The sequence below is a fragment of the Staphylococcus caeli genome (assembly GCF_051413795.1).
Lineage (GTDB): Bacteria > Bacillota > Bacilli > Staphylococcales > Staphylococcaceae > Staphylococcus > Staphylococcus caeli_A.
Map to the genome: position 1 here is coordinate 114,465 of NZ_JBOIRQ010000003.1, position 23,303 is coordinate 137,767.

The window sequence follows — 23,303 nt, forward strand, 5'->3', positions numbered from 1 at the left end:
AACAGTACATTCGTACTGGCATACTATCATTTGATATGTATGTTTTATTATGCGCAGAGGACTTACTTGCGTTTAGCAGTAAGAAGCTGACTGCGCCGTATTGATTCAAACCACCCACACATGTCACTGGGTGGTTAATTTTTTATGTAATTATGTCTTTTTAGAAGTAGTTAAGTTCATAAAATGAGAAATAATTTCCTTATTTCGTTGCAATATTGCTACAGATAGTATTACAATATATGTACAGTATAAAACTAAATAGGAGAGAAGTGAGTAGTATGGCGACGATAAGTTTCACTACTGAGTATAAATTTACCGCTAAAACTGCACCAAAGCTTTTAAATGCTATTGAACAACAAGAAAATAAAAAAAACTATCATTATAATGCCAAAACAATTAGAGCCGTAAACGATTCGAGAAAAATAGATTCAATATTAGAGAATTTTAAGGATAAATGAGTTTAGAAGTTATAGCATTGGCTGATTTGTTAGAAAATGAAAAATATGATGAATCAGTAGTTCAGAATATATTAGATACTTTTAAATCTATTAGATTTACTGGAAGTCAAGAAGCTCACGATGTAGAAGATTTCTTAAAAAGAAATGCTATATTGTTTAATAAAACTGGCGTGGCTAGTACGCATTTGATTTTTAGTGAATACAAAAATAAGCCAATTTTAGTAGCTTATTTTACGATAGCTAATAAAGATTTATATATATCTAAAAGAAACATGGCTAAATTGTCAAAAGGATTACAAAGGAAAATAAAACAAAGAGCTCAGTTTTTAGAGGAGAGTTCTGTGTATAAACTTAATTCATTTTTGATTGGTCAGTTAGGTAAAAATTATGATGATAATGCATTAAAAGCAAGTACGATTAATGGTTTTGATATACTAAATAGCGCATTTGAAAATGCATTGTTAGCGCAAAAAATAGCTGGTGGATCTTTCATATGGATAGAGTACGAAGATACAGAAAAGTTAAGACATATATATGAAACTTATGGTTTTTCTGAGATTCCTGATTATGTTTCGCCCAACAATTTAAAATTGGCAATAAAACAATTGAAACCTATAAATTGATATTTCCAATTTGGACACCCACCAGTTGGTGGGTGTTTTTATTTTATGTTATCATAGTATCAGGGTTAAATACTTAATATCATTATAAAAAGATTCACACTAGCCATCCTTCGGGATGGTTTTTTTGTTATAATAAAGTAGTTATCTTGGTGGAGGACATTAAACCGTATCTTAATCGATGCGGTTATTTTTATAGATAATATGATTCAGAAATAATTAAAGTGGGTACAATAAAGTTGGGAGAACTATGTAATGCCGCTACTAAATAGGTGAGTAAAGAAATACTTACCTATTTCTTTGTTTTATGCTATAGTGTATCCAGGTATATATATACCTTTAATTATCAATAGTTCCCTATTTTAAGTTACTTTTTTCTTAGGTCTCCCAATCCTTAGAAAAATCCCTAAACCACCTTTCGAGGTGGTTTAATAGTTGTTTTCTAGTAATGTACTAGCAGTAATATTATATAAAATCCCACCTAAATGAATAGGTGGGTTGTTTTTATTGATACCACTTTTGATACCATTTTATGTTAATTCGTGTGATTTTTAATAAATTCAATTTTCAAAAACGCCTTTACAACAGTCTTTTTGAGTCGTGATATTTTATTGATACCACCTTTATATTACCCTATGGAAGATATGGCTTATACAAACATTGCCCATAGCGTGTTAGGTCATTTTTAAAATAAAATAATATTTTCAGCATTTAGATTATATGTCTAAATGCTTTTTTTATTTATCAAGAATTAAAATTCATTCAATTACTATTGTAAATTTACTAGGAGCATTATATAATCAAATGGTACTGATAATCATTTTCAATGGAGGAAAATTATGAAAAAATTATTGTTTCCGTTAATAGCTTTAATGCTTATATTGGCTGCATGTGGAAATCAATCAGATAGTGGTTCAAATAAGGATAAAAAAGCCGAGACAAAATCATATAAATTAGATAATGGGAAGAAAATCGATATCCCGAAAGATCCCCAACGCATAGCTGTTGTTGCTCCGACATATGCTGGTGGTATTAAATATCTTGGTGGGAAAATTGTTGCTGTGAATGAACAAGTAGATAGCAGTAAATTGTTGAAAGATAAGTTTAAAGGCGTAGAAAAAATTGGTGAAAATGATGTTGAAAAAGTAGCGAAATCGAAACCAGATTTAATCGTAGTTTATTCAACTGACAAGAATATCAAAAAATATCAAAAAATTGCGCCAACCGTTGTTTACGACTATGGAAAACATAAATATTTAGATCAACAAAGAGAGCTCGGTAAATTATTGGGTAAAGAAGATAAAGTGAAATCTTGGGAAGATAAGTGGAAGTCAGAAACTAAAAAAGATGGAGAGGAAATCAAAGCCAAAATTGGTGAAGATGCCACAGTATCTATATTTGATGAATTTGACAAAAAACTATACAGCTATGGGCCAAACTGGGGTCGTGGTGGAGAAGTCATTTATCAGGCATTTGGACTTAAAATTCCAGACAAACTCAACGATTTAGTTAAAAAAGAAGGTTGGGCTGAAGTGAAACAAGAAAAAGTTGCAGATTATGCTGGTGACTACATTGTTTCAACAAGCGAAGGCAAAGCTAAACCAGCTTATGAGAAGACGGAATTATGGAACAATATACCTGCTGTGAAAAATGATAATGTCATCCAGGTACAAGCAGAGACATATTGGTATAACGATCCATATACACTTGAATACATGAGAAAAGACTTAAAAGAGAAATTTTTAAATAAATAAAAAGAAAACATCAGTACAAACACGCCAAAAGAAACTGAGACAAAAATAGATGTCACAGATTCTATTTCGATGGGGTGAGACTATGAAAACTCTGATAGAAAAATTGTTTTCTGTCCCACTCCCATATTGAATTTGGTAAAGCAATAGGCATATGAAATTATGAGAATGATCATGATTTCATATGTCTATTTTTAATTTATAATTTTAAAAAATAATGAAGTTTTAACGACCTAGCTTTTAGCGGAAAAGAGTACATTAATTATTGTAAACTTTTTATTTATATAAGTTTACAATCGTGATATAATGCTTTCATCAAGGAGGTTTAAGCATGACTACAAAACATTTAGTATATACAGCATTGATGACAGCTATTATTGCCGTTATGGGGTTTGTACCCGCAATTCCACTACCTATTATGCCGGTACCAATTGTATTACAAAATATAGGAATCTTTTTAGCGGCAATTTTATTAGGACGTAAATATGGTACGTTAAGTGTTATAGTATTGTTATTACTTGTTGCAGCAGGTCTACCATTATTATCAGGTGGCCGTGGTGGTATTGGTGTATTTGCAGGACCATCAGCAGGTTTCTTATTTATGTATCCAGTTGTTACATATCTAATAGGGTTAGTGAGAGACATTTATGTTAATAAAATTAATTTTATTGTATTATTAGGTACAACTATTGTGATTGGGGTTCTACTCTTAGATATCGTAGGTACCATAATCATGGGTCTTATGACTAATTTACCAATTTCAAAATCAATCATGTTATCATTTGTCTTTATGCCTGGTGATATCGTGAAAGCAGTTATAGCTAGTTTAATTGGTAATATCATGTTGAATCACAGTCGATTTAAGCAATTATTAAAATAAAAGGTTAGGTGACTAAATAATGGTCGTTTCAATGAGTGACATTTTTCAAGAAGGTACAATTTACAGTGACGATCAGAGAAAGACTATTTATTTAACGCCTAACGAGCCTTTAGTATATGATACAAATAAGTGGATATATAAGACCATGCCAACACTAGAAACTTGGAAAGTAGATCAATCAGCTCAGTTAAGTATGCATCATAATCAAGGTTCATCACATCTTGCATTTACTTTTCCAGAAAATATCTCACTATCAGCAGAATGGTTACATGAAATCGAAACATTGGAATTTGAATTAGGCTTAATGGAACTCTATGCGATAGAAGCAAGTGAAATTAATGCTATTGAATATCATGATTTGCATATTGCTTTTGTAACTAAGCATACACTTGAAGATTATATAGCTGTACATCGTTTGTTTGCGCAACCTTATGGGCAAGCTTATGTTGAACAAAGTGTACAAGTGATTCGCGACCAATTTGAATCAGAACAAAAACATAGAGTAATTGCATATAAAGAAGAAACGCCTGTGGGTATTATGGATTTAATCATTGGGCGCCATACTGCTGAAATAGATGCTTTTGGCGTTGTACATGAATATCAGAAACAAGGCATTGGTAGTGCCATGCAAGCATTTGTAGCAACTTCTGTTAAAGATAAGACAATCATTTTGCTTGCAGATGGTGAAGATAGTGCCAAAGATATGTATGTGAAACAAGGATATACATTTATTAGTTATTGCTATCAAATACTTAAAGAAAATATATAAAGCGGAGTCGTGGTTGAATATCAAACAACCATTACTCCGCTATTTTTATACGTTCAGGATGGCTATAGATATTAAAGTTACCATCTCTAATGAAGCCAATTGCTGTAATATTTAAATCCTGTGCAAGTGTAATTGCTAAAGTGGTAGGTGCAGATTTGGAAAGAATAACACCAACACCAATTTTAGCTGCTTTAATCAGTATTTCTGAAGAGATACGACCACTGAAAATTAGCACTTTATTTCGTACAGGAATATGACGTTCGATACAGTATCCATATAATTTGTCTAAGGCATTGTGACGTCCTATGTCTTGACGATGTTCGAAAAATGTATCGCCATCACTGATAGCTGCATTATGTAGACCACCTGTTTGTTTGAAAACTGCACTTGCGCTTTGAAGTCGAGTCATCATATTAAGTACCTGAGTTGGATTTAAGATGATTTTTGACATGGATGTTTTAGCGATTGCAGCATCATTTTGAAAATAAAATTCTCTACTTTTACCACAACAAGACGCAATCATACGCTTTGTTGAATATTCGAAACGTTCACCTAATGATTTGGTTAATTCCACGTGAGCGAATCCTTTACTATCATCAATTTGAATGGATTTTAAATCTTCTCTCTTTAATATGGCACCTTCTGAGGCTAAAAATCCTAATGTTAGTTCTTCAAGGTGATTTGGGCTGCAAATAACTGTTGCAAATTCTTCACCGTTGACCATGATTGTTAGAGGGAATTCTGTAACATAGTGGTCCTTTTTTTCAATCAATTTGCCATTTTCATAGCGAATAATTGGTTGGTTTGTTAATACATCGTCCTGCATACTTACACCTCATTTCAAGTTCACTGTCTATTTTAGCGTATTTTGACTTTTAAAAAAAAGAATCAGTTTGATTGAGGATAATCTGTAGCTACATAATAAATGTGCAAAATATATGTATTGATAATTGATTTTAGTAAAATAGATAAGTAAACTTAAGGTAAACAAATTATGGAAGAGGTGGCAAGTACATTGGCAAGTATTAGAGATATAGCACGACAAGCCAAAGTCAGTCCTGGAACTGTTTCTCGTGTATTAAATAACGATCCTACATTATCAGTAGCAGATGAGACGAGACAGCGTATTCATCATATTGCAGCTGAACTAAAATATCAAAAAACTACTCGAAAAAATAAAAGTATTCAAATTATTACATATGCATCACGTGCAAAAGAGATGTCAGATCCATATTATAGAGAAATTCGATTAGCTATTGAAGCGGAAGTAAAACGATTGAATTTATCATTGAAACGTACGATTCGTATCGATGGTCAACATGATGACATCGTTGATGCAAAGAAAGTTGAAAAAGCTGGTGCTATCATTGTAATAGGCAATTTTTCTATTAAAGCATTAAAGCATCTGAAATCACATAATGCGAATATGGTAGTCATTAATAATCCTCAAGCGCCTAAATCTATCGATGCAGTATATTCAGATTTAAGTTATGCGATGACACATTTACTTGATTTAATAAAAGAACAAGGATTGACTGATATCGCATATGTAGGTGGGAATCATACGATTAGAGAGCTAGATGGTACGACAACTTCACAAGCAACAGATGTTAGATATCAAGCATATCAAGATTGGTGTGCAACGCATGATATACAACCAATTACTTTGCTTAATGGATGGAAGAAAGAACATGGAGAAGCAGCGTTGAATCATTTTTTTACTGAATTCGATAGCCTGCCACAAGTATTTATAGCAGGTAATGACATGATTGCTATTGGTATATTACAACAGCTACAGGACAAGAAAATTGATGTGCCAAATGATGTAAAGTTAATTAGTTTCAATGATTCAGAAGTGATTCAATATGTGGTGCCTTCGATGAGTAGTGTACATATTCCCGTTGATGAATTTGGTAGAACTGCTGTAAGGATGGCAGAGGAGCGTATTAACAATACAAGACAGAATGCGATACATGTTGTAGTTGAAGCACAATTGAAAATGCGCAATACGTTTAAGTTTTAGATATTGTATGTTGACAAAACATTAAGTAAACAAGTAAACTTTTATTAAGTTTACTAATATTATTTATGATGATGGCATGTTTAAAAAAAGGAGTGGTGAGCAATGTTACAGTCAATGCATGAAAAATTCGAAAAATTATTTAACGAAGCTGCAGATGTGAGTGCGTTTGCACCGGGACGTATCAATTTGATTGGCGAACATACAGATTATAATGGTGGTTATGTATTTCCAGCGGCGATAGAACTGGGTACGTATGGATTAGCATCAAGAAGAGAGGATAAACAAATCCAATTGTATTCAAATAATTTTGAATCACAAGGCATTGTATCTTTTTCATTAGATGAATTAGTATTTGATGCATCACACGATTGGGCAAATTATCCTAAAGGTGTGATTAAATATCTATCGGAACAGTTTAAGACGATTAACCATGGATTTAATATTTTAATAGAAGGTAATATACCTAATGGTGCGAGCCTTTCGTCTTCAGCTTCCATTGAATTATTAACAGGTTGGCTCATTAAAGCGCTATTTGATTTAGATTTAGAGCGCTTAGAGCTTATCAAAATTGGGCAACGCGTTGAGAATCATTTTATGGGTGTTAATTCTGGTATTATGGATCAATTTATTATTGGTTTGGGTAAAGCGGAGCAAGCGATTTTACTTGATACTGCGACACTTGAATACCAATATGTACCTGCGGAATTTGGTGATTATGTTATTTCTATAATGAATACCAATAAACGTCGATCATTAACTGAAAGTAAATATAATGAACGACGTGCGGAGTGTGAATCTGCATTGGCACAATTACAACAGACACTTGATATAGCAACATTGGGTGATTTAACTCCGGAACAATTCGAGACGCACAAGCATCTAATTAAAGATGATATTGAAAGACGTAGAGCAAAACATGCCGTATTGGAAAATGAAAGAACTAAGTTGGCCTATACAGCATTGTCAGAGAATGACTTTGTTCAATTTGGTGCATTGCTCAATGCTTCCCATGCATCATTAAAAGATGATTATGAAGTGACTGGTATAGAATTGGATACATTAGCAGAAACAGCGCAACAAGTAGAGGGCGTATTAGGGGCTCGAATGACAGGTGCAGGCTTTGCTGGTTGTGCCATTGCTTTAGTGCATAAAAACAATATTCCACAGTTAGAAGAAACAGTTTCACGTATTTATACCGAACGCATTGGATATGCACCATCATTTTATCATGTAGGTATAAGCGATGGCGTTAAATCGCTGTAAGTATGTCTAAAATAAAGTAGAGGAAGGATTGTTTATATGTCTGTATTAGTATTAGGTGGCGCGGGTTATATAGGTAGTCATGCGGTAGATCAGTTAATTAGCAGAGGATATGACGTTGTTGTCGTTGATAATTTGGGTACAGGTCACAGAGAAGCAGTGCATAAAGATGCACGTTTTTACGAAGGAGATATTCGCGACAAAACATTCTTAAACCAAGTATTTACAGATGAGTCTATTGAAGGTGTGTTCCATTTCTGTGCTTATTCATTAGTTGGAGAATCAGTTGAAAAGCCATTAGCTTATTTTAATAACAATGTTCACGGACTACAAGTATTATTAGAAGTTATGTATGAGCATCAAGTTCAACATATTATTTTCTCTTCTACAGCTGCTGTATATGGAGAACCTGATACAGTGCCAATTACTGAAGATGATTCTAAGACACCAACTAGTCCTTATGGTGAAAGTAAGTTGATTATGGAAAAAATGATGCACTGGAGTCATAATGCTTATGGTGTAAATTACGCTGCGTTACGCTACTTTAATGTAGCGGGGGCGAAAGAAGATGGCACGATAGGAGAAGACCATAGACCAGAAACGCATTTAGTACCGATTGTATTACAAGTTGCATTGGGTCAACGAGAGGCGTTAACAATATTCGGCGATGATTACGATACTGAAGATGGTTCATGTATTCGAGATTATTTACATGTTGTAGATTTGATTGATGCCCACATTTTAGCGTATCAATATTTACAAAAAGGTGGAGAATCTGGGGCCTTTAATTTAGGAAGTAGCCAAGGATATTCAGTATTTGAAATACTAGAGGCAGCACGAAAAGTTACTGGAAAACCAATTGAGGCAAAGGTAGGACCGAGAAGAGCAGGTGATCCAAGTAAGTTAGTGGCATCGAGCAAAAAGGCACAAACATTATTAGGCTGGAAGCCACAACATGATAATATACATGATATTATCGCTTCTGCTTGGCAATGGCATCACCAACATCCAAATGGTTATCAAGATAATGGAGAGGTGTAACATATGTTATTAAATCAACATTTAGTAGAAGCATTCGTATCACAAGCAATTGTGTATGGTGATTATGAAGCGGATGATGCCATATATATACAAAACCAATTATTGCGTATGCTTAATGCGAAGGGGATAGATACATCAAGTGCCTCACCATTAAGTCAGGATGTCACAGCGAATGACATTGCACAACATTGGATTGCTCAGGCAATAGAAGCACAGTGCATAGATGATGCTTTATATATGAAAGAAATCGTTGAAGCACAAATTTTAGATTTAATTACACCAAGACCATCTACACTTAATCGTAAATTTAAGGATGCTTATCAACAATCACCACAAGCTGCTACCGACTATTTTTATGACATAGCTAAACGAAACCACTACGTTAAGGAAGATGCCATAGCAAATAATATCAATTATGAAGTAGCGACAGAGTACGGTGACATTGAAATTACGATTAATTTATCGAATCCTGAAAAAGACGCTAAGCAGATTGCAGCAGCTAAAGCGGCACCAGCAACAGATTATCCGATGTGTGCACTTTGTCTTGAAAATGAGGGCTTTAAGGGCTCAGTAACACAAGCAGCGCGTACGAATCATAGAGTTGTGCGTTTAAATTTAGGTGACCAGACATGGGGTTTTCAATATTCACCTTATGCCTATTTTCCAGAACATAGTATAGTCTTGTCGGAACAACATACATCAATGCAAATTAATAAGCAGACATTTATCAACTTACTTGATTTTATAGAACAGTTTCCACACTATTTCATTGGTTCCAATGCAGATATACCATTAGTTGGAGGATCTATACTTTCTCATAACCATTATCAAAGTGGTAAACATATTTTCCCGATGGATAATGCTGCGGAAATTGAACGTTTCAGAATAAAAGCATTTCCGGATATTCAAGCTAGTACCTTAAACTGGCCAATGAGTGTGATTCGATTGAAAGGTAAAGACCGTGAGATACTTATAAATGCTGCTACGCATGTGATGAATACCTGGAATGCGTATTCAGATGATGCAGTTCATATCAAAGCATATAGTGATGAAGGTGAACGCCATCATACGGTTACACCAATAGCGAGATATAGAGCAGATAACTATGAATTAGATATTGTATTAAGAGATAATCAAACATCTGACACTTATCCTGATGGCATCTTCCATCCTCATAAAGATGTGCAACATATTAAAAAAGAAAATATTGGTTTGATTGAAGTCATGGGAACGGCAATATTACCAGGACGATTGAAAGATGAATTGCAACAAGTTAAAGCGTATCTTTTAGGGAAACGAGATATAGATTTAGGTCAACATCAAACATGGGCAGATGAGATGGCACAAGTGCATGAGTTTGATCAGCATAATGTTGATGAAATTGTAGATAAAGCAGTTGGCGATAAATTCAAGCGTGTTTTAGAAGATGCAGGTGTATTTAAAAATACAGAACAAGGGCAACAAGCATTTAAGCGTTTCATAGATTCCTTATAAATATTTGATGAAATTTTGGCATGAAATTCAAAAATAGAGCAGTGTGTGAAGGCAGATATGGTTATTTGTTTTCACATTTCTGCTCTTTTATTTTTAATTTGACAGGCATATAATGGGGGAAAAGGAGTGACTATTTTGAAGAATAAATTTAAACATGTCATTATTACGATTTTAGCTAGTTGTCTTGTATTAGCAGGATGTTCAAATGGAGGAAACGGACAAGATAAAAATTCAAAATCCAAAAATGAAGATACTAACAAACAAGAATTACAAGTTTCAGCTGCGGCAAGCCTTACTGACGTATCTAAAGAATTAGAAAAAGCATTTAAAGCAGAGCATAAAAATGTAGACATTTCATTTAATTATGGTGGGTCTGGAGCGTTGAGACAACAAATTGAAAAAGGTGCACCTGTTGATGTGTTTATGTCAGCTAATACCAAAGATGTTGATGGATTAGTCGATAAAGATAAAGCACAAAATACATATGATTACGCGAAAAATAAATTAGTACTTATTGGTGAAAAAGGCACGGATTATAAATCAGTATCAGATATTAAAGATGATGATAAGTTAGCAATTGGCGAAGCGAAATCTGTACCAGCAGGGAAATACGCAGAGCAATATTTAAAAGATAATAAGTTATTCGATAAAGTTAAACCGAATTTAGTTTATGCTAAAGATGTTCGTCAAGTGTTGAATTATGTTGAAAAAGGAAATGCACAATTAGGGTATGTATACAAAACAGATTTGTATCAATCACAACAAAATGGTGACAGTAAAGTAGAAGAAATAAACACAGCAGATTTGAAAAAACCAATCATTTATAAATCTGCTACTACTTCCGATAAGAAGGTCGCAAAAGAATGGATTGATTTCTTAAAGACAGATAAAGCTAAGGAAATATTGAAAAAATATAAATTTGACGCATAGGAGGATTGATGATGCCAGATATAACACCATTTTGGATTTCACTTAAAGTAGCAAGTATAAGTACCGTTATCGTTGCTTTAGTCGGCATAATCATCTCAAAAGGGTTATATCAACGACGCGGCATTATAGCAAGAATTTTAGAAAGTATGATTATACTTCCTATTGTATTACCACCTACAGTTATGGGTTTTATATTATTAATTATTTTTTCACCTCGAAGCATTATTGGAGAATTTTTTAATAATGTGCTGCACTTACCAGTTGTATTTACGTTAACTGGGGCGGTTATTGCTTCAGTCATTGTAAGTCTTCCATTAATGTATCAACATACGGTACAGGGATTTCGTAGTATCGATCATAAAATGCTCAATACTGCTAGGACAATGGGAGCCAGTGAAAACAAAATATTTTTCAAGCTCATTTTACCTTTAGCAAAGCGTCCCATCTTATCTGGTATTATGATGAGTTTTGCGCGTGCAATTGGAGAATTTGGTGCGACATTGATGGTTGCAGGTTATATTCCAAATAAAACTAATACATTACCTTTAGAAATCTACTTTTTAGTAGAACAAGGTAAAGAAAATCAAGCATGGCTTTGGGTACTTGTGCTTGTAGCATTTGCGATTACTGTTATTGGAACAATAAATGTATTAAATAGAGATCGATATCGGGAGGTGGATTAATTGTTACAAATACATATATCACACCTTCTAAATAATAATTTGTTGCAAATTAATATCGAAGATGAATTGCCTAAAATCTACGCGATTAAAGGTTCGTCTGGTATTGGGAAAACGACACTATTAAATATTATTGCTGGCTTGAAGTCAGCAGATAAGGCTTTCGTACAACTTAAAGAACGCATTATTTTAGATTCAGAGCATGAAATTGATGTGAAAATCCAAAAACGTAATATCGGATATTTGTTTCAGGATTATCAACTTTTTCCTAATATGGACGTATTTCATAATATTACTTTTATGGCAGAGCCATCTGAACATATTGACAGTTTGATGAAACAATTGAATATCAGTCATTTGAAAACGCAATATCCAATAAGGTTGTCTGGCGGTGAAGCACAACGAGTTGCACTAGCTAGAACGCTCAGTACAAGACCAGATTTAGTATTATTAGATGAACCTTTCTCTAGCTTGGATGATGCTACTAAAGAAGAAAGTATGTCACTTGTTCGAAGTATTTTTGATAAATGGCAAATTCCGATTATTTTTGTGACACACTCCAACTACGAAGCAACATCACTTGCGCATGAGGTTATACATTTAACATAGTTGTTCGTCATGACATTAAATAATCTAGCATTACGATAAATGATATTAAGGAGACTAGATGATGAAAATTGAATTTCTAGGGACTGCAGGTGGTATACCTTCGTTATATAAAACGTTGTCGCAACATGAAGATAGTATTCATAGAACTGGACCCGCGATTTATATTCATGATTTGCAGTTATTATTAGACACCTCTGAGGATATCTTTTATCAATTGCGTCGCTCAAAAATTACTGATGTAAAAATTGGTTTATATTCACATTGGCACCCTGATCATACGATGGGAATAAGGGTTTGGCAAACACTGAATTATGATTTTATTAATAAAGAACCAACATCAAAAAAATCAAAAATCTATATCACAAAACAGCAGATGGCAAATTTTAAGCAATACTTTGGACATTGGGATCACTTAAATTATTTAAGTTCATTGGGTGTCGTTGAATATGAAGTCGTTACTAATGATGCTCAGATTACAATAGGGGACACTTCTATAGAATATATTCAATTGGCTGAATCAATTGCCTTTGGTTTTTATATAGTTACACCTACACAACGAATTTTAATTATTCCAGATGAAATTAAGAATTATAGACCTATTGATAAAGTGAAAAATGTAGATATTGCCATATTGCCGTTTGGAAGCAATGAAGTAAATCCGGTAACGGGTGCGCGAATACATGAAGCGGGAATGCTTTCGGAGTTAGGGGAGACACGTTTTGATGAAAGTGTTACTATCACACGTGCGATCAATGCAACACATACCTATTTTACACACATAGAAGCTACTGAAGGTTTAAATGAAGCGCATATTGCATTACTTGAACAACAATTAAGTCAAAGTGGGCTCAATTGTACCATCGCATTTGATGGATTGAAAATTCAAACATGAGAATAATTGAAGCTGACGTCATTTTAATTCGATAATATACAAATAAGCCAAAAGCAGATGGTTATCCATTTACTTTTGGCTTATTTGTTGTGTCTTAATCTTCTATTTGATTTGGGATAGGGAAGTAATCAAATATCTCACTTGAATGAATGGCTTCAGACAAAGTAGAAAGCCACGCATAATAGATTTTAGAATGGTCTATTTGCTCTAATATTTCTTTAGTTTCTTCAATGATTTCTGGAGATGCATCATCTGAAGTTAAAATAGGTATCAGCAATTTTTCAGCACGCTGTATAGCAGCCAAATTGAGTTTGATTTCACGATTCCATTTTTGTGAGAAGAAATTCCCGAAGAATGTAAAGAAGTCTTTTTCAGCAGTAAAATGTTGTTTTCTACTACCACGAATAAATTGTTGCTTCACACCATCAAATTCTTGTAATTTTTTCACGCCGGCGCTCATGCTTGGTTTACTCATTTGAAGCTCACTACGCATTTCATCTAAGGTCATGCTCTTTTGTTCAAATACCATCGTGCCATACAAGTTGCCCACGCTACGATTCACACCATAGAGATCCATTGTTTCGCCAATTGAGTTGATAACGATATCCTTTGCTTGTTCTAACTGTTGTTGATAGTGCTTTATGCGTGTCATGTGTTCACCTCTAAATTTTATTTGATTAATTGTACCACGAACATGATTCAATTGGATATATTTTATAATTTAATCAGGCTGGCATTATTATTAGAATGACTATCAATTTATATGTGATTATAATAAGGGAATTCGCTAATTTTCAAATTCTTCATCTCAAAAGATTGAGTCCTAAAGTGGCAAGTTTTATAATGGAAATAATGAAGTAGAGAGAGGGAAATGTGTGTGACTCAAGATCGGTATTCTAGACAGATGTTATTCAAACAAATCGGGCCAACAGGACAATGTAACATCAGCAAAGCACATGTACTCATAGTTGGCATGGGTGCATTAGGTACACACCTCGCAGAAAGTCTTACACGTTCAGGTATAGGCACATTAACGATTGTTGACAGAGACTATATTGAATATAGCAACTTACAGAGGCAAACATTATTCACAGAAGCAGATGCTGATGCAGCATTGCCTAAAGTAGTTGCAGCTGAAAAAATGCTGCTTGCAATACGTGGTGATATAACATTACATAGTCATATCGCCCATGTCGATCGAGCATTTTTAGAAGATAAATGTAAAGATGTCACTATTATTTTAGATGCAACTGATAACTTTGAAACTAGACAATTACTCAATGATTTTGCATATCAACACAAGATACCATGGATTTATGGTGGCGTCGTACAAAGTACTTATATCGAAGCAGCGTTCATACCAGGACAAACACCCTGTTTCAACTGCCTAGTACCTCAATTACCAGTGATAAATATGACGTGTGATACGGTTGGTGTGATTCAACCTGCAGTTACAATGACTACAAGTTTGCAAGCTAGAGATGTTTTGAAAATGATCACGGGTAAAGCAATTCCCACAAAACTGACCTATGGCGATATATGGGAAGGTACACATATGAGTTTTGGATTTAGTCGTTTGAAGAGGGATACATGTCCAACATGTGGTAAGCAACCAACCTATCCGTATTTAAATAAAGCCGATAATCAATATGCTAGTTTGTGTGGAAGAGATACGGTTCAGTATGTAAATCCTAATATTTCCCAGGAAATGCTCCAAACATTTTTAGAACAACATGATATTGCATATAATAGAAATCCTTATATTTTACAATTTCGCTATAATGGTTATCGCATTGTCAGTTTTAAAAGTGGGCGTATGCTTATTCATGGCACAACACGTCCACAAGAAGCAATTCATTTAATAAATCAACTTTTTGGATAAAAGGGGGATGGATATGGCGCATACAAATGTTAAGTTAGAAAGAGAGATTCAATGTGCGGTGTTGACAGTATCAGATACAAGGAATTATGAGGCAGATAAAGGTGGTAAGTTAGTCATAGAATTACTAACTGATTTGAATGTTTCAATTAAGCCTGAGCATTATTGTATTGTAAAAGATGATCAAGATGCGATTCGCAAACAATTACTACAATGGCTAGATGATGATATAGATGTAATTATAACTACAGGCGGTACTGGCATCGCGCAAAGAGATGTGACTATCGAGGCAGTTTCATCATTAATTACGAAAGAGATTGAAGGGTTTGGTGAACTGTTTAGGTATCTGAGTTATACAGAAGATGTTGGAACACGTGCATTATTATCGAGGGCAATTGCAGGTACTGTAGGTGAGCAATTGATTTTCAGTGTGCCGGGTTCAACAGGGGCTGTTAAATTAGCAGTGAACAAGTTAATTAAACCTGAATTAAATCATTTAGTGAATGAAATAACTAAATAAATGTTATGTTAAAATAAATGGCATTTGTATGTCACGTGTCTATAATTGAAGATAATAAAAAGAGAATGGAACAGAAATCATATTTCCTAATAGTGATTTCGTAGTCCCACTCCCTTAAGGGTGATTTGAATTGTAAAAGAATCTGAGACATCTATTTTGATCTTAGTCTTGTTATAAACACATGTGAGTTAGTAATTTATGTTACTACTTACGTTGATAATCACCTGACTTACCACCTGATTTAGAAATCAAATAGGTCTCACCTATTACCATTCCTTTATCTAGTGCCTTAGTCATATCGTATACAGTCAAAGCGACAGTAGTGGCGGCAGTTAGTGCTTCCATTTCAACACCAGTCTTACCTGTAGTAGTAACGCTAGCTTCAATATTTAAGGTGAACGATTGTTCATTTTCTTGCCATGAGAATGCTACGTCAATACCTGTAAGCGGTAATGGATGACACATTGGGATAATATCTGAAGTATTTTTAGCTGCCATAATACCTGCGATTTGGGCAGTATTGAGCACATTACCTTTTTTATTTGTATGATCAACAATTTGTTGATATATATCTGGGTTTACAGTAATACTTGAGTGCGCGATAGCAGTACGTTTGGTAATATTTTTTTCAGATACATCTACCATCTGTGCATTGCCTTGTGCATTAATATGTGTAAAATCAGTCAAAATATCCCTCCTAATCGTTTTCTAGTATATCACGAAATCCAATTATGTAAGGAGCAGATTTATATGCCAGTAGAGAAAAGAAACCCAATACCAGTAAGTGAAGCAATTGAACGTGTGGTTAAACAACAAATTTTCACAAATACGATTGAAGTTTCGTTAGATGAAAGTATTAATCACATTTTAGCAGAAGACGTTGTAGCAACGTATGAAATTCCTAGGTTTAATAAATCACCTTACGATGGTTTCGCTATACGCAGTAAAGATACTAAAGGGGCAAATGGACAAAATCGTATTGCCTTTAATGTTATAGATCATATCGGGGCAGGGTCTGTATCAGATAAGATTGTAGGTCCTTTTGAAGCAGTGCGTATTATGACTGGAGCGGCAATGCCAGAAGGGGCAGATGCAGTTGTAATGCTAGAACAAACGACGGAACAACCGCAAAGTTTCACAATTAGAAAGTCATTTGAACCTAATGAAAATGTGTCGTTAAAAGGTGAAGAAACTGAAGTGGGAGATGTCGTGTTACGTAAAGGCCAATCTATTAATGCCGGTGCCATTGCGGTATTAGCGACTTATGGCTATGCAAAAGTTAAGGTCACACAAAAGCCTACGATAGGTGTTATTGCAACTGGTAGCGAACTCTTAGATGTGTCGGATGAATTAGAACCTGGCAAGATTAGAAATTCTAATGGTCCCATGATAACTGCACTTTCCAAAAAATTAGACTTAACTGCTGTAGCATATCAAATACAAAAAGATGACTTAGAGAGCAGTATCCAAGTCGTTAAAGAAGCTATGAGCCAACATGATATTGTCATTACAACAGGTGGCGTGTCAGTTGGAGATTTTGATTATTTACCACAAATTTATGAGGCGCTAAATGCAGAAGTATTATTCAATAAAATTGCGATGCGTCCTGGAAGTGTTACTACAGTAGCTGTTGCTGAGGGCAAATATTTATTTGGTTTATCAGGTAATCCATCGGCGTGCTATACGGGTTTCGAATTATATGTTAAACCAGCTGTTCTACACATGATGGGAGCAAATGCGATATATCCACAAATTGTACAGGCAACGTTGATGGAAGATTTCAAAAAAGCAAATCCATTCACAAGGTTTATCAGAGCTAAAGTAACGTTTAACGGTAAAGGTATGACCGTTGTTCCTTCAGGTTTTAATAAATCCGGCGCAGTTGTCGCTATTGCGCACAGTAACGCCATGATTATGCTGCCTGGTGGTACAAGAGGATTCGAAAAAGGACATACAGTTAATGTCATATTAACGGAATCCCAAGCATTCGAAATGGATTGCATCATATGATACTACAAATTGTAGGTTTTAAAAATTCTGGAAAAACAACTTTGATGGCACATACGATAAAAATGTTGAAATCTCATCAACTGACAGTTGCAACTATTAAACATCATGGGCAACATCAAAATGAAGTAGCAGAAAAGGACATCACGTTACAAGCTGATGATGTTGACCATATGAAGCATTTTAATGCGGGAGCAGATCAAAGTATTGTTCAAGGTGAGTCATTTCAACAAACGGTAACGCGAAAAGAAAATCAAAGTCTTGATAAAATCATCAGTGAATCTGTTACAATAAACACTAACATTATTTTGATAGAAGGATTTAAATTAGCCTCATATGACAAAGTCGTGGTATATAAAGATGAGCAGGAATTACAATTTTTACGAAACCTGTCTAACGTTAAATATTGTATTAATATGAATGGAATGAGCGCTTTAACCGCATACGATCAATGGTTAGAACGTTATTTTAATATAAAAGGAATGCATTAAATGAAACAGTTTGAAGTGACACATGCCCCTATACAAACAGAGCAATATCGAGAGTATGTCCTTGACGCACATCAAGGCGCAGTTGTAGTGTTTACGGGGCATGTTAGGGAATGGACGAAAGGTATTAAAACGGAATATTTAGAATATGAAGCATATGTACCTATGGCAGAAAAAAAGCTAGCACAAATTGGTGATGAAATTACACAGCGTTGGCCAGGTACGCATGTGGCAATAGTTCATAGAATCGGACCACTTAATATTTCTGATATTGCGGTACTAATCAGTGTGTCATCGCCACATCGTAAAGATGCATATCAAGCAAATGAATATGCGATAGAGCGCATTAAAGAAATTGTACCTATCTGGAAAAAAGAGATATGGGAAGATGGTGCGAAATGGCAAGGACATCAACACGGTAGTCATAAAGACGCGATTGAGGAGGAATCATAGCCATGAAAGTGTTATATTTTGCAGAATTAAAAGAGATTTTAAATGTGCAATCAGAAGAAATTAATATAAATTCAGAAATAACTGTAGATGCATTTAAGCAAACATTAGTTGAACGTTATCCTCAGATTGCGGAAAAACAATTCCAAATTGCAGTAAATGAAGAGTTTGTTCAAAGTGATGCTATCATTCAACCAAATGACATCGTGGCGTTGATTCCACCAGTTAGCGGAGGGTAAAAAAAGACATGAAAGCGATTATACTTGCCGGAGGTCAATCAGAACGATTTGGCGAACCAAAGGCTTTTGCAACAATAAATGCACAACCATTTTATAAACGTATTATTGATATATTAGAAGCGACAAATATGTTTAATCAAATTATTATTAGTACAAATGAAACATTGGCTCCTCAATTTGAGCATGAAGATATCGTCGTCGATGATTCGAAAAATAAGGATAAAGGACCTTTGGCTGGGATTGGTTCAGTAATGCAACGTTATGAAAGCGAAGAGTTGTTCTTTGTTATTTCAGTTGATACGCCTATGATTACACAAAAAGCAATTAGTAAATTATATCAATTTATGGTAGAACATCTGATTGAAGACCAATTAGATATTGCAGGATTTAAAGAAAGTGACAGAGCTATACCTACAATTGCTTTTTATAGCCCAAATACGTTACCGTATATCCAAGATGCATTAGCTTCGGACGATTATAGTTTAAGACAGGTATATCACCAGGTTCAAAGTGATTGGTTAGATGTAGCTGCGATTGATTCTCCAGAGTATTGGTATAAAAATATAAATTATCAACAAGATTTGGACTCTTTACAACATGATATATTAAATAGATAAGGAGGCCATAAAATGGTAGAACAAATAACTGATAAACTCGGCCGTCCGATTCGTGATTTAAGATTGTCAGTTACAGATCGTTGCAATTTTCGTTGTGACTATTGTATGCCGAAAGAAATATTTGGTGATGACTTTGTTTTCTTACCTAAAAACGAACTACTGACATTTGATGAAATGGTCCGTATTTCAAAGGTTTACACACGATTAGGTGTGAAAAAAATAAGAATAACAGGTGGCGAACCATTATTAAGACGTGATTTAGATCAATTGATTTATGCGTTGACACAAGTAGACGGTATAGAAGATATTGGACTTACTACGAATGGTTTGCTGTTAAAAAAACATGGCCAGAAACTTTATGATGCTGGATTAAGACGTATCAATGTTAGTTTGGATGCAATAGATGATCCGGTATTTCAAGCAATTAATAACAGAAATATAAAGGCATCTACAATCTTGCAACAAATAGACTATGCAGTAAGTATAGGCTTTCACGTCAAAGTAAATGTTGTCGTTCAAAAAGGGGTCAATGATGATCAAATTATCCCTATGGTGCAATATTTTAAAGATAAAGATATAGAGATTAGATTTATAGAATTTATGGATGTTGGTAACGATAATGGTTGGGATTTCAGCAAAGTGGTTTCCAAAGATGAAATGTTAGCAATGATTGAAACACATTTCAATATAGAACCCGTCGCACCTAAATATTATGGAGAAGTCGCAAAGTATTATGAACATAAAGATAATCAAGCACGATTCGGTCTTATCACGAGTGTGTCACAATCATTTTGTTCAACGTGTACGCGTGCACGGTTATCATCAGATGGTAAATTCTATGGTTGTTTATTCAGCACGATTGATGGCTTTGATGTAAAAACATTTATGAGAAACGGGGCTACAGACGAAGAATTGTTTGAACAAGTTAAAGCGTTGTGGCAAATACGAGATGATCGTTATTCTGATGAACGTACGGAACAAACGGTTGCGAATAGAAAACGTAAAAAGATAAATATGAATTACATTGGTGGTTAAACTACATGTTAGTTAATAGCAATACTAATGGAGAAGAGGTTGAGACATTATATGTCTTAGCCTTATTTTTTTGATTTTTTAATGTGCTAGGCGCACTTAGTATCATTGTTGAGCGCTTTTTATTTTGCAAAATAATAATTTAAATAAAAGTTGTTAATTTAAACTTAAAGATGCTTAGTAATACATTTTTTTTGAGATGTTCATTTGAGGTTATATTAAAATTAATCAATAGAAGATATTATTTATCTGTTTCAATAAAAATAATAGATTAAATGAAGAAAGTGTTATATAATATTTTCGAAGCTTATTCATTAAATAAAGCCATGAAAATCAACTAGAGTAGTCAATAAGGAGGCCGTTATTATGGAAAGTAAAGTATCGTATTTTATAACTTCTGAGAGAGCATTGAGCCAGTTAAAGCATTGGCTGAAATCAGTGCATCATTTATCAATAGAAGAATTTGTTGTGTTGTATAAAGTATATGAAGCTAAGAAAATTAGTGGTAAAGAGTTACGTGATACCCTTCATTTTGAAATGTTGTGGGATACAAGTAAAATCGATGTCATTATTAGAAAGATTTATAAAAAAGAATTAATATCTAAAGTACGTTCAGAAACAGATGAAAGACAAGTTTTTTACTATTATAATGAAGTACAAGTGAAATTAATCGATGATATTATTAAAGAAATTGAAAAAATTCAAATTACGCAATAGCTAACAAAATAAGTAGTTAAGCAAAAGAGCCATCCTCATAAATTGAAATTATGGGGATGGCTCTCTTTATGATATTTAATTTTAACTACAAATGCTTATACGGATGGTTTTACTTTTTTACCGTGAACGAAATAATAGATAATGCCAGTTACTAACGCAACGACTGCCATAATTGCGTATAATTGAGCGTAACTTACAGCTGAAGTAAAGAATCCTAATACATATGGACCAAATCCAAGGCCAAGATCAAGACCAATGAAATAAGTGGAAGTGGCAATACCATATTTAGCAGGTGGGGAAACTTTGATAGCAATTGCTTGCATACTAGATGACAGATTTCCGTAACCTGCACCAAGAAGTAATCCTGCTACTATTAAGAGTAGTGCATTATTAGTAATGCTAAGTGTAAGGAACGTCAGAATTAAGCATACAAATGCTGGATAGACAACAACATTTTCATTCTTCAAATCCATAAGTCGTCCAGCTACGGGACGTGTAAGTAATGATGCTATTGCGTAAAAGATAAAGAAATAACTTGAAATTGTTACGAGATCAATTTCTTTAGCGAAAAATTGTAGAAATGTCAGTATAGACGAATAAGTCAAGCCAGAAATTAACATGATGATTGCAACAGGTACAGCTTCTTTAGCTATATAGTTGTTAATATTGAAACGTTTCGTTTGCGCTTTAGTTGTGTCTTGTCGATCATCAGTATCCAATTCAAATTGTAAGTTAACAAAAAATGAAATGATGAAGCTGATAATGCCACAAACTAGACATAACGTGAATAGTAATGTGATCGGGAACATGTTGATGAGTAATAACCCAAAGAATGGACCAATTGCGGCACCAATTACTAAACTAAGTGAGAATAAACTAATACCTTCGCTTTTTCTATCATTCGGTGTGACGTAGGCAGCAATCGTACCAGTTGCTGTAGTAGTAATACCAGTGGCAATACCATTAATAAGTCGAGTAAACATTAAAAAGGCTAATGATCCTTCAATAAAATATAATAATTGCGTAATCAATAAAAAACTTAAGCCAATTAACAAAATGCGTTTCGGACCAATTTTATTGACATATTTTCCAGTTGTAAAACGTCCAATTAAAGAACCAATAATAAAAAGTCCTGTGACTAAACCGGCGACACTATCAGAAGCGTTGTATTCTGATTTAGTATAACTAGCAATAATAACGATGAGTAAATACATACAGAGGTATATTAAAAAATTAGTTATAAAGTTGATATTAAAGCTTTTAGTCCAAATAGGTGACTTTATAGGTGTAGATGCGTGCATATTACAATTCCTCCATTTTAGTGATTTGAGCATGGATTTTTTGCACAATTTCAATCGTCTGATTGAGTTCATCTTCAGTTAAATCAGTATTTTTAATGATTTGTGTCTGAACTTCGCTCACACGTTGATTAATTGCATCAAAGTGTTTTTGACCTTCTTCAGAAAATGATAACAACTTTTCACGTTTATCCTTGCCTTGCTCAATTTTGAGTAATGATTTCTCAGAAAGTGCTTTTAAAATTTTACGTGTAGTAGGTTTTTCGATAGCACGACGTTTTGAAATTTGTACAAGTGTTGTAGGTGCATTTTGTGAGATATCTTTTAATACCAACCATTGCGCAGGAAAAATATCAAATTCTTCAAAGACAGGTTGAAATAATTTCGTATAAGGGCGATAAATAGCTGTAAGATGATTAAATATACTTTGTGCGTCCATGATAGCCTCCAGTTATAGTTAGCTTTGCTAACTTATTTGGTAACGAATAATATTGTAAACCTTTTACATATAGAAAGCAATAGTGATTTTCAAAAAGAATTTCAAAACAGAATCTGTATTTGGATTAATAGGTATATGTGCTTCGTATTTAAGATAATCATCCATGAGGAACAGTTATGAGAAGTAAAGTTGTGTGTGATTTGTTATTAT

The 23,303-nt window shown here is 34.0% G+C and carries 27 protein-coding genes; 22 read left to right on the plus strand and 5 right to left on the minus strand.

Features of this window, described 5'->3' with window-relative positions:
- Positions 1 to 278: 278 nt before the first annotated feature.
- The 5 genes from ACSULM_RS03250 to ACSULM_RS03270 all read left to right on the plus strand — a co-directional run bounded on the left by ACSULM_RS03250 (position 279) and on the right by ACSULM_RS03270 (position 4,478).
- Positions 279 to 458, plus strand: a complete 180-nt coding sequence (locus ACSULM_RS03250; RefSeq protein ID WP_436860535.1) for a hypothetical protein — start codon at positions 279 to 281, stop codon at positions 456 to 458.
- Positions 455 to 1,081, plus strand: coding sequence for a hypothetical protein (locus ACSULM_RS03255; protein ID WP_436860537.1), 627 nt, complete (start codon positions 455 to 457; stop codon positions 1,079 to 1,081). Before ACSULM_RS03250 ends, ACSULM_RS03255 begins: the two co-directional genes overlap by 4 nt.
- 836 nt (positions 1,082 to 1,917) lie before the next feature.
- Complete coding sequence (locus ACSULM_RS03260) at positions 1,918 to 2,832, plus strand: ABC transporter substrate-binding protein (protein WP_436860539.1); 915 nt, start codon at positions 1,918 to 1,920, stop codon at positions 2,830 to 2,832.
- A 328-nt stretch (positions 2,833 to 3,160) separates the two neighbouring features.
- The gene (locus tag ACSULM_RS03265) at positions 3,161 to 3,709 is read left to right on the plus strand and encodes a biotin transporter BioY (RefSeq protein ID WP_436860542.1); all 549 of its coding nucleotides are present in this window, start codon (positions 3,161 to 3,163) and stop codon (positions 3,707 to 3,709) included.
- A gap of 19 nt (positions 3,710 to 3,728) precedes the next feature.
- Entirely contained in the window at positions 3,729 to 4,478 is a 750-nt protein-coding gene (locus ACSULM_RS03270) for a GNAT family N-acetyltransferase (protein ID WP_436860544.1), read from the plus strand.
- 31 nt (positions 4,479 to 4,509) lie between these two features.
- Here the strand turns inward: ACSULM_RS03270 and fdhD are convergent, their stop codons facing one another.
- A complete protein-coding gene (gene fdhD, locus ACSULM_RS03275; protein WP_436860545.1) occupies positions 4,510 to 5,304 on the minus strand; it encodes a formate dehydrogenase accessory sulfurtransferase FdhD in 795 nt (264 codons plus the stop codon).
- Positions 5,305 to 5,493: 189 nt separating this feature from the next.
- Between fdhD and ACSULM_RS03280 the strand changes: the two genes are divergently transcribed.
- The 8 genes from ACSULM_RS03280 to ACSULM_RS03315 all read left to right on the plus strand — a co-directional run bounded on the left by ACSULM_RS03280 (position 5,494) and on the right by ACSULM_RS03315 (position 13,407).
- Complete coding sequence (locus ACSULM_RS03280; protein ID WP_436860547.1) at positions 5,494 to 6,501, plus strand: LacI family DNA-binding transcriptional regulator; 1,008 nt, start codon at positions 5,494 to 5,496, stop codon at positions 6,499 to 6,501.
- A gap of 102 nt (positions 6,502 to 6,603) precedes the next feature.
- Positions 6,604 to 7,764 (plus strand): galactokinase, encoded by a 1,161-nt coding sequence (locus ACSULM_RS03285; protein ID WP_436860548.1) that lies wholly within the window; start codon positions 6,604 to 6,606, stop codon positions 7,762 to 7,764.
- A 36-nt stretch (positions 7,765 to 7,800) separates the two neighbouring features.
- Complete coding sequence (gene galE / locus ACSULM_RS03290) at positions 7,801 to 8,802, plus strand: UDP-glucose 4-epimerase GalE (RefSeq protein ID WP_436860549.1); 1,002 nt, start codon at positions 7,801 to 7,803, stop codon at positions 8,800 to 8,802.
- A 3-nt stretch (positions 8,803 to 8,805) separates the two neighbouring features.
- Positions 8,806 to 10,296 carry a UDP-glucose--hexose-1-phosphate uridylyltransferase gene (galT, locus tag ACSULM_RS03295; protein ID WP_436860551.1) on the plus strand — a complete coding sequence of 497 codons (1,491 nt, stop codon included), beginning with the start codon at positions 8,806 to 8,808 and terminating at the stop codon, positions 10,294 to 10,296.
- A gap of 135 nt (positions 10,297 to 10,431) precedes the next feature.
- On the plus strand, positions 10,432 to 11,226 hold the full coding sequence (modA, locus tag ACSULM_RS03300) for a molybdate ABC transporter substrate-binding protein (RefSeq protein ID WP_436860554.1): 795 nt from the start codon (positions 10,432 to 10,434) through the stop codon (positions 11,224 to 11,226).
- Positions 11,227 to 11,237: 11 nt separating this feature from the next.
- Positions 11,238 to 11,909: a molybdate ABC transporter permease subunit gene (gene modB, locus ACSULM_RS03305; RefSeq protein ID WP_436860556.1), complete on the plus strand. Its 672-nt coding sequence runs from the start codon at positions 11,238 to 11,240 to the stop codon at positions 11,907 to 11,909.
- Positions 11,910 to 12,515 (plus strand): ATP-binding cassette domain-containing protein, encoded by a 606-nt coding sequence (locus ACSULM_RS03310; RefSeq protein ID WP_436860558.1) that lies wholly within the window; start codon positions 11,910 to 11,912, stop codon positions 12,513 to 12,515. It begins immediately after the preceding gene.
- A gap of 61 nt (positions 12,516 to 12,576) precedes the next feature.
- Positions 12,577 to 13,407, plus strand: a complete 831-nt coding sequence (locus tag ACSULM_RS03315) for an MBL fold metallo-hydrolase (protein WP_436860561.1) — start codon at positions 12,577 to 12,579, stop codon at positions 13,405 to 13,407.
- Positions 13,408 to 13,501: 94 nt separating this feature from the next.
- Here the strand turns inward: ACSULM_RS03315 and cudC are convergent, their stop codons facing one another.
- Positions 13,502 to 14,059: a choline uptake/conversion transcriptional regulator CudC gene (gene cudC / locus ACSULM_RS03320; protein WP_436860563.1), complete on the minus strand. Its 558-nt coding sequence runs from the start codon at positions 14,057 to 14,059 to the stop codon at positions 13,502 to 13,504.
- Between the two features lie 225 nt (positions 14,060 to 14,284).
- Between cudC and ACSULM_RS03325 the strand changes: the two genes are divergently transcribed.
- A complete protein-coding gene (locus ACSULM_RS03325) occupies positions 14,285 to 15,289 on the plus strand; it encodes a ThiF family adenylyltransferase (RefSeq protein WP_436860565.1) in 1,005 nt (334 codons plus the stop codon).
- Positions 15,290 to 15,302: 13 nt separating this feature from the next.
- Positions 15,303 to 15,806 (plus strand): MogA/MoaB family molybdenum cofactor biosynthesis protein, encoded by a 504-nt coding sequence (locus tag ACSULM_RS03330; RefSeq protein WP_436860567.1) that lies wholly within the window; start codon positions 15,303 to 15,305, stop codon positions 15,804 to 15,806.
- 204 nt (positions 15,807 to 16,010) lie between these two features.
- On the opposite strand, the gene moaC is transcribed toward ACSULM_RS03330, so the two are convergent.
- Positions 16,011 to 16,493, minus strand: coding sequence for a cyclic pyranopterin monophosphate synthase MoaC (gene moaC / locus ACSULM_RS03335; RefSeq protein ID WP_436860569.1), 483 nt, complete (start codon positions 16,491 to 16,493; stop codon positions 16,011 to 16,013).
- 63 nt (positions 16,494 to 16,556) lie between these two features.
- On the opposite strand from moaC, the gene ACSULM_RS03340 reads away from it, so the two are divergent.
- From ACSULM_RS03340 to ACSULM_RS03370, 7 genes are all read left to right on the plus strand, one after another.
- Positions 16,557 to 17,816, plus strand: coding sequence for a molybdopterin molybdotransferase MoeA (locus tag ACSULM_RS03340; protein ID WP_436860572.1), 1,260 nt, complete (start codon positions 16,557 to 16,559; stop codon positions 17,814 to 17,816).
- Positions 17,813 to 18,304, plus strand: a complete 492-nt coding sequence (gene mobB, locus ACSULM_RS03345; RefSeq protein WP_436860574.1) for a molybdopterin-guanine dinucleotide biosynthesis protein B — start codon at positions 17,813 to 17,815, stop codon at positions 18,302 to 18,304. The genes ACSULM_RS03340 and mobB overlap by 4 nt, the downstream gene beginning before the upstream one ends.
- Positions 18,305 to 18,754 (plus strand): molybdenum cofactor biosynthesis protein MoaE, encoded by a 450-nt coding sequence (locus ACSULM_RS03350; RefSeq protein WP_436860576.1) that lies wholly within the window; start codon positions 18,305 to 18,307, stop codon positions 18,752 to 18,754.
- A 2-nt stretch (positions 18,755 to 18,756) separates the two neighbouring features.
- The gene (moaD, locus tag ACSULM_RS03355) at positions 18,757 to 18,990 is read left to right on the plus strand and encodes a molybdopterin converting factor subunit 1 (protein ID WP_069995228.1); all 234 of its coding nucleotides are present in this window, start codon (positions 18,757 to 18,759) and stop codon (positions 18,988 to 18,990) included.
- An 8-nt stretch (positions 18,991 to 18,998) separates the two neighbouring features.
- Positions 18,999 to 19,607 (plus strand): molybdenum cofactor guanylyltransferase MobA, encoded by a 609-nt coding sequence (gene mobA / locus ACSULM_RS03360; RefSeq protein ID WP_436860579.1) that lies wholly within the window; start codon positions 18,999 to 19,001, stop codon positions 19,605 to 19,607.
- Between the two features lie 12 nt (positions 19,608 to 19,619).
- A complete protein-coding gene (gene moaA, locus ACSULM_RS03365; RefSeq protein WP_436860581.1) occupies positions 19,620 to 20,642 on the plus strand; it encodes a GTP 3',8-cyclase MoaA in 1,023 nt (340 codons plus the stop codon).
- A 363-nt stretch (positions 20,643 to 21,005) separates the two neighbouring features.
- Positions 21,006 to 21,356, plus strand: a complete 351-nt coding sequence (locus ACSULM_RS03370; protein WP_069995231.1) for a transcriptional regulator, SarA/Rot family — start codon at positions 21,006 to 21,008, stop codon at positions 21,354 to 21,356.
- A gap of 95 nt (positions 21,357 to 21,451) precedes the next feature.
- Here ACSULM_RS03370 and ACSULM_RS03375 read toward each other — a convergent pair whose 3' ends face one another.
- Both ACSULM_RS03375 and ACSULM_RS03380 read right to left on the minus strand, forming a co-directional pair.
- A complete protein-coding gene (locus ACSULM_RS03375) occupies positions 21,452 to 22,657 on the minus strand; it encodes an MFS transporter (protein WP_436860582.1) in 1,206 nt (401 codons plus the stop codon).
- A 1-nt stretch (position 22,658) separates the two neighbouring features.
- Positions 22,659 to 23,093, minus strand: a complete 435-nt coding sequence (locus tag ACSULM_RS03380) for a MarR family winged helix-turn-helix transcriptional regulator (protein WP_069995233.1) — start codon at positions 23,091 to 23,093, stop codon at positions 22,659 to 22,661.
- Positions 23,094 to 23,303: the final 210 nt, after the last annotated feature.